This is a genomic window from Halocalculus aciditolerans (assembly GCF_014647475.1).
In the GTDB taxonomy this organism is placed as follows: domain Archaea; phylum Halobacteriota; class Halobacteria; order Halobacteriales; family Halobacteriaceae; genus Halocalculus; species Halocalculus aciditolerans.
Genome location: NZ_BMPG01000001.1, coordinates 388076 through 399797, shown reverse-complemented (window position 1 = coordinate 399797; position 11722 = coordinate 388076). Strand labels below are relative to the sequence as shown.

At 66.3% G+C, this 11722-nt stretch carries 12 protein-coding genes; 9 read left to right on the top strand and 3 right to left on the bottom strand.

Features of this window, described 5'->3' with window-relative positions; all coding sequences use genetic code 11:
* Nucleotides 1-2 precede the first annotated feature (2 nt).
* Nucleotides 3-662: a 3,4-dihydroxy-2-butanone-4-phosphate synthase gene (gene ribB / locus IEY26_RS01950; protein ID WP_188975299.1), complete on the top strand. Its 660-nt coding sequence runs from the start codon at nt 3-5 to the stop codon at nt 660-662.
* A gap of 276 nt (nt 663-938) precedes the next feature.
* Nucleotides 939-1886 (top strand): branched-chain amino acid transaminase, encoded by a 948-nt coding sequence (locus IEY26_RS01945; RefSeq protein WP_229773889.1) that lies wholly within the window; start codon nt 939-941, stop codon nt 1884-1886.
* Nucleotides 1887-2371: 485 nt separating this feature from the next.
* Here IEY26_RS01945 and IEY26_RS01940 read toward each other — a convergent pair whose 3' ends face one another.
* The gene (locus tag IEY26_RS01940) at nt 2372-2962 is read right to left on the bottom strand and encodes a DUF502 domain-containing protein (protein WP_188975297.1); all 591 of its coding nucleotides are present in this window, start codon (nt 2960-2962) and stop codon (nt 2372-2374) included.
* 184 nt (nt 2963-3146) lie between these two features.
* Between IEY26_RS01940 and IEY26_RS01935 the strand changes: the two genes are divergently transcribed.
* Complete coding sequence (locus IEY26_RS01935; protein ID WP_188975295.1) at nt 3147-3692, top strand: CDP-2,3-bis-(O-geranylgeranyl)-sn-glycerol synthase; 546 nt, start codon at nt 3147-3149, stop codon at nt 3690-3692.
* 199 nt (nt 3693-3891) lie between these two features.
* On the opposite strand, the gene IEY26_RS01930 is transcribed toward IEY26_RS01935, so the two are convergent.
* Nucleotides 3892-4578, bottom strand: a complete 687-nt coding sequence (locus IEY26_RS01930) for a hypothetical protein (protein ID WP_188975293.1) — start codon at nt 4576-4578, stop codon at nt 3892-3894.
* A gap of 82 nt (nt 4579-4660) precedes the next feature.
* On the opposite strand from IEY26_RS01930, the gene pyrE reads away from it, so the two are divergent.
* The 4 genes from pyrE (at nt 4661) to IEY26_RS01910 (ending at nt 8135) form a co-directional block, all read left to right on the top strand.
* Nucleotides 4661-5185, top strand: a complete 525-nt coding sequence (pyrE, locus tag IEY26_RS01925) for an orotate phosphoribosyltransferase (protein ID WP_188975291.1) — start codon at nt 4661-4663, stop codon at nt 5183-5185.
* A gap of 81 nt (nt 5186-5266) precedes the next feature.
* Complete coding sequence (locus tag IEY26_RS01920) at nt 5267-5980, top strand: phosphoribosyltransferase family protein (protein WP_188975289.1); 714 nt, start codon at nt 5267-5269, stop codon at nt 5978-5980.
* Between the two features lie 132 nt (nt 5981-6112).
* On the top strand, nt 6113-7531 hold the full coding sequence (locus tag IEY26_RS01915) for an NCS2 family permease (protein WP_188975287.1): 1419 nt from the start codon (nt 6113-6115) through the stop codon (nt 7529-7531).
* 349 nt (nt 7532-7880) lie between these two features.
* Nucleotides 7881-8135 carry a glutathione S-transferase N-terminal domain-containing protein gene (locus IEY26_RS01910; protein WP_188975285.1) on the top strand — a complete coding sequence of 85 codons (255 nt, stop codon included), beginning with the start codon at nt 7881-7883 and terminating at the stop codon, nt 8133-8135.
* 841 nt (nt 8136-8976) lie between these two features.
* On the opposite strand, the gene IEY26_RS01905 is transcribed toward IEY26_RS01910, so the two are convergent.
* The gene (locus IEY26_RS01905; RefSeq protein ID WP_188975283.1) at nt 8977-9939 is read right to left on the bottom strand and encodes a transcriptional regulator; all 963 of its coding nucleotides are present in this window, start codon (nt 9937-9939) and stop codon (nt 8977-8979) included.
* 165 nt (nt 9940-10104) lie between these two features.
* Between IEY26_RS01905 and IEY26_RS01900 the strand changes: the two genes are divergently transcribed.
* Together IEY26_RS01900 and IEY26_RS01895 are read left to right on the top strand one after the other, a co-directional pair.
* Entirely contained in the window at nt 10105-11373 is a 1269-nt protein-coding gene (locus IEY26_RS01900; RefSeq protein ID WP_188975281.1) for a tRNA(Ile)(2)-agmatinylcytidine synthase, read from the top strand.
* 130 nt (nt 11374-11503) lie between these two features.
* Nucleotides 11504-11719 carry a DUF7511 domain-containing protein gene (locus IEY26_RS01895; RefSeq protein ID WP_188977140.1) on the top strand — a complete coding sequence of 72 codons (216 nt, stop codon included), beginning with the start codon at nt 11504-11506 and terminating at the stop codon, nt 11717-11719.
* Nucleotides 11720-11722 lie beyond the last annotated feature (3 nt).

Sequence of the window (11722 nt, the reverse complement as noted above, 5' to 3'; positions counted from 1 at the left end):
CCGTGGCGGCCAGCGAATCCACCGCCGCCGCCGACGCCATCGCCGCCTTCCGCGACGGGAAGCCCGTGCTCGTCTACGACGCCGACGACCGCGAGGGCGAAGTCGACCTCATCTACCCCGCCGACGCCGTCACCCCCGGCGACGTCGCGCGCCTCCGGAACGACGCCGGCGGCCTCATCTGCGTCGCGCTCAGCGACGACATCGCCGACGCCTTCGGCCTCCCCTTCCTCCAAGAGAGCCTCGACCACCCCGCGAGCGAGAGCGGCGACCTCGAATACGACGACCGCGCCTCCTTCAGCCTCCCCGTCAACCACCGCGACACCTACACGGGGATCACCGACGAGGACCGCGCGCTCACCATCACCGAGGTCGCGCGCGCCGCCGAAACCCCCGACGCGACCGACTTCGCCGCCGAGTTCCGGACGCCCGGCCACGTCTTCCTCCTCCGCGCCGCCCCCGGCCTCCTCGCCGACCGCGACGGCCACACCGAGTACGGCGTCGCCCTCGCTCGCGCCGCCGGCCGCGCCCCCGCCGCCGTCGTCTGCGAGATGCTCGACGACGAGACCGGCGCGGCGCTCTCCCCCGACGACGCCGCCGCCTACGCCGACCGCCACGGCCTCGTCTACGTCACCGGCACCGAACTCAAAGCCGCCCTCGCCTGACCACGCTCGCTTCTCCAGCGGACCACGCCACCACGCGCCTCGCCCACAAGTTCTCGACGAGCGACAGCGACGACGCCGCCGGCGAACCAAGGCCGACACCGCCGACGAACCAGCGCAATCGTCCGGCCACTCCGGGCGGGACCGAAAGGGGCTCGCGACGCTGCGAGGGGCTTTCGAGGCGTCGTCGACGACGGGAGACGCAGTGAAAACGGACCAGTCACTGAGGAGCGCAGCCGGACGGAAATCGTTAAGGACCGATTCGGTTAACGTAGTCGTATGCCAGGATTCGACGAGATGCGGGCGGAGCGCGACTCCCTCGACACCATCTGGATGAACGGCGAGTTCGTCGACTGGGACGACGCGAACGTCCACGTCCTCTCGCACGGCCTCCACTACGGGACGGGAATCTTCGAGGGCGTCCGCGCCTACGACACCCAGGAAGGCACCGCCATCTTCCGCTGGGAGGACCACCTCGACCGGTTCTTCCAGTCCGCGAAGCCCTACGACATGGAGATTCCGTTCTCCCGCGAAGAACTCACTGAGGCGACCCTGGAGACCGTGCGGCGGAACGACCTCAAGTCCTGCTACATCCGGCCCATCGCCTACTACGGCTACAAGAGCCTCGGCGTCTCCCCCGGCGACTGCCCGACCGACGTCACCATCGCCGCGTGGCCGTGGGGCGCGTACCTCGGCGAGGACGCCCTCAAGAACGGCATCGACGTCATGGTCTCCAGCTGGCGGAAACACGCCTCCAGTCAGATTCCGACGAACGCCAAGACCACCGGTCTCTACGTCAACAGCCTCCTCGCCGGCGAGGAAGCCCGCCGCAACGGCTACCAGGAAGCCATCGTCCTGAACAAGGAAGGGAACGTCGCCGAAGGCCCGGGCGAGAACATCTTCATGGTCAACGACGGCGAAATCTACACCCCCGGCCTCAGCGAGTCCATCCTCGACGGCATCACGCGCGACGCCGTCATCACCCTCGCCGAAGAACGCGGCTACGAGGTCCACGACAACGTCTCCATCTCCCGCGGCCAGCTCAACACCGCCGACGAGCTCTTCTTTACCGGTAGTGCCGCCGAAGTCACCCCCATCAAGCAGGTCGACAACGTCACTATCGGCGAAGGCACCCGCGGCCCCGTCACCGAAGACCTCCAACAGGCCTTCTTCGACCTCGTCGAACGCGAAACCGACGCCCACGACGACTGGTTCACCTACCTCTGAACGTTTTTACTGCAAGCGAGTCGCTTCGCGACTCGCTCGATAAAAACCGTCACTAAAAGCCCGTCGCGACCCCGCTCAGTCGGAGCTTCGCTCCTCCTTGCCCGCACTCGCTTTGCTCGCGCGGACTCCCGGGGTCGCTCGGGCCTCGCCGCTTCGCGGCGAGTGAATCGCGCGACTACCGGGCCCTCCGGGCCACTCGTCGCGCGAACGCTCGAAACCGGTTCGTTCAGTCGGCCGTTTCTGGGGATTGACGAGCCGGCGAGGGTCCGCAGTTCGAACGACCACCCTGGCTGGGAAATCGAGCGGGGGCGAGTCGTCGGCGGTTCCGTGAGACCTCTATCCGGAGCGCCAGCGACGGATATGTCGCACGGAACCGCCGAGGGCGAGCGGGCGTTCGGAGACGTCGAAGTCGAGGCCCGCCTCTAACCGAGCATCAAGTACGCGGGAACCACAGGACAGGGCGACAAGAGATCGTCAGCTCGGCTCTATTCGTCGCCGAGGACGTCTTGAACGTCGACGTCGCGTTCGCTCTCGCCGAAGCCGGCGGAGAGGACGCGCGTGAGGGCGTCTTCGACGTTCTCGTCGGTCTCGACGATGTCGTCGGGGTCGACTTCGACGACGAAGCCGGTAGTGATGTTGGGGCTGGTGGGGATGAAGAGGACTTCGCGGCCGTCCTCGGTGGTCTTCCCGGTCTTGAACGCGGTCATGCGGTGGCCGGGCCACGTCTCGATCTTGACGGGGCGCTGGAACTCGCTGCCGTCGGAGAGCGCGGTTTCGACCGCCATCTTCGAGGCGTTGTAGACGACGCGGAGCCCGGGGAGGCGGTTGATGAGGTCGTCGATCTGCGCCTCGACGAACGTGCCGAGCGCGGTCCGCATGAGGTAGCCGATGGCGAACACGAGGAGGACGAAGATGACGAGCGTCAGGAGGACGCGCGTCGCCGGATGGAGGTTCGTGTTCGCGAGGAACGGCAGGCCCGCGATGGCCTGGTAGAGCCAGTAGACGATGTAGAGCGTGACGAGAATGGGGACGAGGACGATGAGGCCGGACGCGACGTCACGCTTCCAGGAGGACATTCAGTTGATAGGAACCGACGGCGGCCGGGGGCTTCAGTGTAGTGCTTTTCTAGCTGAGGACGGCGCGCGCGGCGAACGGGGGTTCCTCGCGCTCCGCGACCCGCAGCGTCGACCCCATCGGACGGCCCCGTCCGGAACGCTGCGATTCCCCGCCTTTATTTCCGCCCGCCGCGTCGCCCCGGACATGAATCCGCTCGCCGTCGTCGCCACCGCGTTGTGGGTGATGCTCCCGGCGTACGTCCCCAACAACGCCGCCGTCCTCGCCGGCGGCGGCCGCCCCATCGACGCCGGCCGTACGCTCGGCGGACGACGCCTCCTCGGCGACGGGAAGACGTGGCGCGGCACCGCCGTCGGCGTCGCCGCCGGCGCGCTCCTCGCGCTCGCGCTCGACGCCGTCCGCCCCGCCGCCTCGGCCGCGCTCGGCGTCTCACTGCCCTGGTTCCCGCTCGCCGCCGTCGTCGCCCTCCCCGCCGGCGCGATGCTCGGCGACATCCTCGCCTCCTTCGTCAAGCGACGCACCGGCCGCGAACGCGGCGCGTCCTTCCCCCTCCTCGACCAGCTCGACTTCGTCGTCGTCGCCCTCGCCCTCACCGCCCTCAGCGCCCCAGAGTGGTTCGCCGCCACCTTCACCCTCCCCGTCCTCCTCGCCATCCTCGTTCTCACTCCCGTCCTCCACGTCACCACCAACGTCGGCGCGTACTATCTCGGCTACAAAGAAGAACCGTGGTAGGACGACTTACTCGTCGTCGCTATCGTCCCGACGACGACCTTTCGACACGCGCTGGCCGTCGAAGCTCAGCTCCGCGATCTTTTTCTTCCGGTCGCGGGATCGTTTCTCTGAGTCCATCTCTATCGGCTCGTACGGCCTGTTCCCGCAAATAGCTTCGGGACGGAAAAACGGGCGGTACGCGAGAAGCGGACACCGCGCTTCACCGGTCGCGGAGGGGAGTGACTTCATCCCACCAGTCGGAAAGTTGGGAGTGGAACTGCGTCCCGAAGAGGAAGACGCAGAGGGAGAGAATCACGAGCGCGTCGGCCCAGACGGGGAGCGGTCCGACAATCGCGTAATAACACCCGAGCGAGAGGTACGTGATCGCCGCGACCAAGAAGAACAAGGTGAGCGTGATCCAAGGGGTGTTTCGGATATTCGTCCCTTCGTTGTGCTTGATCCAGTCCCGATAGCTGTTACTGAGCACTCGCTGGAGTTCTTCGTCCGTGAGCGAGAGTGAATGGATCTGTTCGATGTTCTCAGCGCTGAGGCCGACCCGGTAGTCCGAGGCGGTGTACGTCAGCGCGGCCACGGCAGTCGATCCGAGGAGGAGCGTGATTCCGGCACCGAATCGGACGTTGATGAAATCGGTGACGGAGAGAGATGTCGACCGGGTGGCGAAGCTTAGTGCCGTGAGAATGAGACCGAGGAGAATTACGTTGACGCGAATGAGACGAACGGCCTTGGTGTCGATATCGTCCAGCGAATCGATCTGGTGGTCGATCGTCAGCCTCGCCTCGGAGACTGCCGTACGAAGGGCGGCGTCGTCCTGCTCGGTGACGGTCTCACGGGAGTCTGCAAGGTGAGCGTAGGGCCGCGGATCGTCTCCATCGCTCCCTCGTCGCATACCTCATCAGTACCGTCCGCCGTGGAAAGTGTTTCGCCGGAACACGAATCTCTTATGCCCGCGCGAGCCACGGGTTCTCCTAATGGCGAACGAGGAACTCATCGCGGCGCTCAGAGACGCCGACGCCGTCCAGTTCGGCGAGTTCGAGCTGTCGCACGGCGGGACGTCGGAGTACTACGTGGACAAGTATCTCTTCGAGACGGACCCGACGTGTCTCCGACTCATCGCGGAAGCCTTCGACGAGCGTGTCGAGGACGACGCGAAGCTCGCAGGCGTCGCGCTCGGCGGCGTGCCGCTCGCGGCGGCGACGGCCATCACCGCGGACGTGCCGTACGTCATCGCGCGGAAGAAGGCGAAAGAGTACGGTACGGCGAAGCGCATCGAGGGCCGCCTCGACGACGGCGAGGAGGTCGTCGTCGTGGAGGACATCGCCACGACCGGCCAGTCCGCGGTTGACGCCGTCGAGGCGCTGCGCGACGCGGGCGCTGAGGTGAACCGCGCGCTCATCGTCGTGGACCGCGAGGAGGGCGGCGAGGAGCTGCTCGCCGAGCACGGCGTCGAGATGGAGGCGCTCGTCACGGCGTCCGACCTCCTCGACGACGCCTGAAACGGATTCCCACGGAGGTGTCCTTTTAGCTCCCGGACGAATCCGAGATATTCATGGTTGCGGAAACGTGAATAGACGCGTATGAACCGCGCAGAGAAGGCCGCACTGCAGCTGCAGGCGGTCTCCGTCCTCCGCACCCTCAAGGAGACGCGGACGTACGACGAACTCGCCGCAGAGACCGACCTCCCCGCCGGCGACCTGAACCGCTACGTGAACGGCCACGTCCTCCCGAGCGCCGACCGCGCGCGCGACGTCGTGGACAGCGTCGGCCGCGAGACGCTCGCGAACGAACTCGAAGACCGCGTTCGCGTCGACGACGAGGGCTACGTCGACAACTCCGGCGTCGTCTTCGACCAGCCCTTCCTCGACCTCGTCGCGCCCGTCGCCGCCGAATCCTTCGACTTCGACACGCCCGACGTCGTGCTGACCGCGGCGACCGACGGCATCACGCTCGCCGCCGCGCTCGCCTCCTACTACGGCGCGCGGTGTGCGTACGCGAAGAAGTCGAAGGAGACCGCCGTCGACGACTTCATCGAGGCGCGCCAGCGCCTCGAATCCGGCATCGAACTCACCTACTACCTCCCTGCGTCCGCCATCGACGCCGGCGAGACCGTGCTCGTCGTCGACGACCTCATCCGCTCCGGCGAGACCCAAGAACTCCTCCTCGACATCACCGATACGGCGGACGCCGACGTCGGCGGCGTCTTCGCGCTCATCGCCGCCGGGGACGAAGGCATCGACCGCGCTCGCGCCCGCACTGACGCGCCCACCGACGCCCTCGTCCGCCTCGACTAGACACGAACCCGGCCGCGCAACTAGGCACAAACATGCCCATCCAATTGGAACTTCGTCCGTATTTTTGCGCTAGTCGCGCAAGAGAGTGGTAAATATTAAGTACGGCTCGGCGGATACGCTTGAACGTCCAACATGGGGCTCACAGACTCCCTCGCCGACTACTTCGGGTTCGCCAAACACGACACGGACCTCCGCACCGAACTCCTCGCCGGCCTGACGACGTTCCTCGCGATGTCCTACATCGTCGTCGTCAACCCGACGATTCTCGCGAACGCCATCCAGATATCCGGCTACACGCAGGACCAGGTCGTGCAGATGGTCGCCGTCGTCACCCTCATCGCGTCCGCCGTCGCGATGTTCGTGATGGCGTTCTACGCGAACCGGCCGTTCGGCCTCGCGCCCGGCCTCGGCCTGAACGCCTTCTTCGCGTTCACGGTCGTCCTCGGCCTCGGCATCCCGTGGCAGACCGCGCTCGCCGCCGTCGTCACCGAAGGCGTCATCTTCATCGTCCTCACCGCCGTCGGCGCTCGCGAGTACGTCATCAAGCTCTTCCCCGAACCCGTGAAGTTCGCGGTCGGCACGGGTATCGGGCTCTTCCTCGCCATCATCGGCCTGCAAGCGATGGGCATCGTCGTGAACGACGACGCGACGCTCGTCACCCTCGGCAACATCGCGAGCAACCCCGTCGCGATGCTCGCCACCGTCGGCCTCTTCGTCACGCTCGCGCTCTACGCCCGCGACGTCACCGGCTCCATCATCATCGGTATCCTCGGCACGACCGTCATCGGCGTCCTCGCGACGCTCGCCGGCCTCGTCTCCCCCGGCACGCTCATCGGCGGCTGGGTCCAGTCCGGCGGCTTCAACGCGAACGCGCTCCCCGCCGCCCAGTACGACATCACGCCGCTCGTCGGCGCGTTCCTCTCCGGCTTCTCGAACGTCGAACCGTTCGGCTTCGCGCTCATCGTCTTCACCTTCTTCTTCGTCGACTTCTTCGATACCGCTGGGACGCTCGTCGGCGTCGGCCAATCCGGCGACTTCCTCGACGAAGACGGCAACCTCCCCGACGCCGACAAACCCCTCATGGCCGACGCCGTCGGCACCACCCTCGGCGGCATCCTCGGGACCTCCACCGTCACCACCTACGTCGAGTCCGCCACCGGCGTCGAAGAAGGCGGCCGCACCGGAATGACCGCGCTCACCGTCGCCCTCCTCTTCCTCGTCTCCCTCGTCTTCGTCCCGCTCGCCGCCGTCATCCCCCAGTACGCGAGCCACATCGCCCTCGTCGTCGTCGCCGTCCTCATGCTCGGCAACGTCACCGAAGTCGACTGGAGCGACATCACCAACAGCGTCCCCGCCGCCCTCACCATCATCATCATGCCGTTCACCTACAGCATCGCCTACGGCATCGCCGCCGGCATCATCTCCTACCCCATCGTCAAAGCCGCCACCGGCGACGCCGACGACGTCTCCCCCGGCCAGTGGATCCTCGCCATCCTCTTCGTCATCTACTTCGTCGTCCGCACCGGCGGCATCCTCCAGAACGCCGTCTAGGAGTAGTCACGCACTGACTCGCCGCCGACGCTCATTCTTCCGATGTTTCCGAAAGCCCGCTCCCTAAAAACGGATTCGTTGAGGTGAACGACGTCTCCGAAAGCCCGCTCCCTGAAAACGGATTCGTTGAGGTAAACGACGTCTCCGAAAGCCCGCTCCTTCTCGGACGCTCTGCGGGACATATCGTTCGCCTTCGGCTCACGATAGGGGTCCCGCGGACCGGCCGAGAACTCGCCCCCTTTCGATTCCCACCCCGCCGTGGTTGTGTCGTCGGCTACTGAACGTCGGCTGTCTCGTCCTCCGTCGCCGCCACCGCAGGCCCCAAGGCGCTCGGCAGCGTAGAGAGAGTGTGAGCGAACCAGACCTCGAACTCTACGTCCTGCCCGGCTGTCCGTTCTGCGCGAAAGTCGAGACGAAACTCGACGAACTCGACCTCGACTACGAAGAGCACACCGTCCCGTCGCCGCACCCCGAGCGCACGGAAGTCGAGAAGGTGAGCGGGCAGACGGGCGTTCCGGTGCTCGTCGACAACACGAACGGCATCGAGGGGATGCCCGAGAGCGACGATATCGTCGAATACCTCGAAACCGAATACGGCGCGTAAGCGGAGTCACGGGACGCGACGACGACCAGATTTTGTTCTTCGGTAGCGAGACAGAGTCGATGTTCGAAATCCAACCGACTACTCACCCCTCAGCATATTCTTCGACCGATTCTGTGCGAGATTGAGAGCGCGAACGACATACCCATAGTGATTCCGCGATGATTTAGCGGCGTTGTGCTTAGTGGATTGACTTGGACGATGATCGGTTCCGGAGCGAGTTTGTTGGGTCTATGTGGTATCTATTACCGCTATGTCTGGGGAAACAAGTCCCGAATATCGCTATCTCGGTCAGAAGTCATCGAGGACTCAGAATGGCGTGATACTGTCATCGATGACGTCCCTGTCTGGTCTCGGAGGTGTCAGGTGCAGTCATCTAACGAGGGCTGGCGCGATGGCGTCATTTGTGAAGTATGCTTGGACGAAGCAGTCGTGAACGTGAGGGGTGATAATATCGTTGTCACAGACCCCACCGATAGTGTATATAAAATCGTGCTTGAGCGGTTCTACGAGGATGATACAGCGAGAATTGAATTTAGATCTCGGACTGACTACCATGGGCGTATCCTATCTGGGCGTACGGACGCTCGGACCGCCATCCTCCCATTTATTGTCCGAGATAGCGATCTCGGTAATCTGATGAGAGAAGGCAGCAGCGGAGTCTTCACTTTCAGCATAGCAGTGGATGACAACAAGCGCACGTACCGTACGAGTGTAGACGTCAGAACGTCACTGAAAAATAGTGCTGGCGGTGAGCTGGACAACTCAGTGTAGTCCACTCGTTACATGGTTAGAAGCACGATGACAACACCGGGAGAGAACGATTAACGGCGAAGATTCAGGCTTAAGCTTCGGTGGCGTCGGCGCGTTCTTTGAGGAGGTCGCGGAAGTCCTCGGGGTCGCGGATGTCCTCGACTTCGTCGCGTTCGATGATGGCGGTGCCCTCGATGGAGTCGCGTTTGGCCTTGTCGACGAAGTAGACGGAGCGGGTGCGGGTGACGCGGCTGAGCGAGCTCATGATGCGGGCGCGTTTGACGGCGGATTCGGTGAATGCGGAGTGGCCGGTGAGGAGCCGCTCGCTGCGGCGTTCGCCCTCGCCGACGGCTTTGAAGGGCGCGCGGACGGTGGGGTGGACGTCGAAGCCGGCCATGGTGAGGACGGTGATGATGGGTTGGTCTTCGGGTTCGGCGTCCGGGTCGTCGGGCGTGGGCTCGGCGTCGTGGACGTCCTCCGCGCCGTCGAGGACGTCGACGGGGCTGGTGAGGCCGTCCCCGAAGAGGTCTTCGAGCTGCATGGCGACCTCGACGGAGGCGTTCATGCCGTCCTCGTACTTCGCGACGGTGCGCCGGGAGACGCCGAGCTCGTTCGCGAGGCGGCCGAGGCTCCAGCCGCGCTCTTCGCGCTCGTCGTGGACGACGTCGGCGTCGATGCTGACGTAGAGGCCGCCGGGGGCGGCGTAGACGAGCGGCGGGACGCCCTCTAAGAAGAGGTCCATGGCGGTGTCGGGGCTCATCACGGGGACGCCGTGGCGGAAGTAGACGACGCCGGGTTTGAGGTCCTGGTTGCGGGTGCGGAGCCCGATGACGATGGGGGTTCCCTGGAGGTAGGTTCCGAGGCGACGCATCTCCGCGCCGGTCGGGCCGTCGAAGGCGTCGATGTTACCGAGGACCTTCAGGAGGACGAGGTCCTCGCCGCGGCGCGCCGCGACGTCGAAGCTCTTCGGGCGAATGACGCACTGGTCACTCACCGTGAAGCCGGCGTCACTGAGCATCGCGGTGACGTTCCCGATGAGCGCCTCCCTGGACATACCCATTCATAGGCCATTCACGCCATATATGGTTTGTGTCGTCCGGAGGCGGGAGATTCGGCGACGGCGACAGGACGTGAGGCGGAGGCGGCGGCCGGGGGTGGGGGTGAGGCCGAGTTGAAGGAGAGCGAAAGGCGTTAGCGGGCGTGCGTCGAACGCTCGGGCGTGACTGTCGTCGGTCTGGATGATACGGATTCGCGGACGCGGGGGATGTGTACGACGTACGTCGCGTCGCGGGTCGCGCGGGCGCTCCGCGAGCGCGGGCACGGCGTCGAGCGCTGCCTCCTCGTGCGCTTGAACCCCGCCGTCCCGTACAAGACGCGGGGGAACGCGGCGCTCGCGGTGCACACAGACGCGCCCGTTGCGGCGGCGCTCGCGGTCGCACGCGAGCACGTGAGCGACGCGGCCGAGGTCGCCGACGACCGGACGAACCCCGGCGTCGTCGTCGCGCCCGGCGACCCCGGAGACGTTACGGATACTGTCGCCGAGTGGGCGCGGCGCGCGCTCCGCGAGGACCTCGACGTCGCGGACGCGGTCGCGCTCGCCGACGACGCGGGGTTCGAGCGCGAGGGGTGGAAGTCGGGCCGCGGCCAAGTGGGCGCGCTCGCCGCCGTCGGCGCGTGGCGGGCGTTCGACGACTGGACGTACGAGCAGATCTCCTACCGCGCGCCCGAGCGCTGGGGCACCCCGAGAGACGTCGACGACGCCTCCGTGTTCGCGGCGGCGGACGCCGCCTACCCCGATGTGTGGGACACCGTCGACCGCGGAGAGGCGGAAGCCGTCTGCGTGCCGCACACGCCCGGTCCCGTCCTCCACGCGGTCCGCGGCGACGACCCGGACGCGTGCCGCGCGGCCGCGGACGCCATCGACGCCGAACCCGTCCACGACGCCCGGCTCTTCGTCACGAACCAGGGGACCGACGCCCACCTCCGCGACGGGGAGATGGGCGACCTCGCGGACGGCCGGGGGTATCGCGTCCGCGGAGCGGTGGCGAGCGCCCCCGAGACGCGCGAGGGCGGCCACGTCTTCGTCGACCTCCGCGACGGCGAGGAGACGCTTTCCTGTGTCGCGTTCGAGCCGACGAAGCGCTTTCGCGACCGCGTGCGCGCGCTCCGCCCCGGCGACGACCTCACCGTCTGCGGCGAGTTCACGGAGGGAACGCTGAAACTCGAGAAGTTCCGCGTGCACGGCCTCGACGTCGTGGAGCGCGTCGTCCCCGACTGCCCGGAGTGCGGGTCGCGGATGGAGTCCGCCGGCCGGAGCCAGGGCTACCGGTGTCGGGACTGTGGCACGCGGCGCGCGGAGAAGGATCGACGGGTGGTTGCTCGCGACCTCGCGCCCGGCTGGTACGAGGTGCCGCCGTGTGCGCGCCGGCACGTCGCGAAACCGCTCGTCCGCGGCGGGTTCGACGCGCCCACTCACCCCGAAGGATGAACCGCTACCCAATCCCACTTATAGAATTTCGGTTTAATTTCTGAACCGGCCGCCGAACATATATACTGCGGTCGGAAAGAGGGAGGTACGCGATGCCCCTCGCACCCAGCCCCCCGGAGGCGGTGTTCGCATGAGCCGTATCGAGCGTCCCCCGCTCGACGCGTCCCGCCGGCGCGACCCCGCGCGCGGCGACCACGACGCCCTCGAACTCGACGCGCGCATCGAGCGCTACGACGACGAGGAACTCTGCACCATCCACCCGGCCGACGCCGACGACGACACCCTCGTCACGACGTGGCTGTCCGCGCGCGACGACGCCTTCGTCGACCTCGACGAGATGCGATAAGTT

Bases quoted from the DNA above. Each gene is read 5' to 3' on its own strand.
- IEY26_RS01920 (WP_188975289.1), top strand. From the start codon at position 5,267: ATGAACCGCGCAGAGAAGGCCGCACTGCAGCTGCAGGCGGTCTCCGTC.
- pyrE (WP_188975291.1), top strand. From the start codon at position 4,661: ATGGCGAACGAGGAACTCATCGCGGCGCTCAGAGACGCCGACGCCGTC.
- IEY26_RS01930 (WP_188975293.1), bottom strand. From the start codon at position 4,578: ATGCGACGAGGGAGCGATGGAGACGATCCGCGGCCCTACGCTCACCTT.
- IEY26_RS01895 (WP_188977140.1), top strand. From the start codon at position 11,504: ATGAGCCGTATCGAGCGTCCCCCGCTCGACGCGTCCCGCCGGCGCGAC.
- IEY26_RS01935 (WP_188975295.1), top strand. From the start codon at position 3,147: ATGAATCCGCTCGCCGTCGTCGCCACCGCGTTGTGGGTGATGCTCCCG.
- IEY26_RS01905 (WP_188975283.1), bottom strand. From the start codon at position 9,939: ATGTCCAGGGAGGCGCTCATCGGGAACGTCACCGCGATGCTCAGTGAC.
- IEY26_RS01915 (WP_188975287.1), top strand. From the start codon at position 6,113: ATGGGGCTCACAGACTCCCTCGCCGACTACTTCGGGTTCGCCAAACAC.
- IEY26_RS01945 (WP_229773889.1), top strand. From the start codon at position 939: ATGCCAGGATTCGACGAGATGCGGGCGGAGCGCGACTCCCTCGACACC.
- IEY26_RS01940 (WP_188975297.1), bottom strand. From the start codon at position 2,962: ATGTCCTCCTGGAAGCGTGACGTCGCGTCCGGCCTCATCGTCCTCGTC.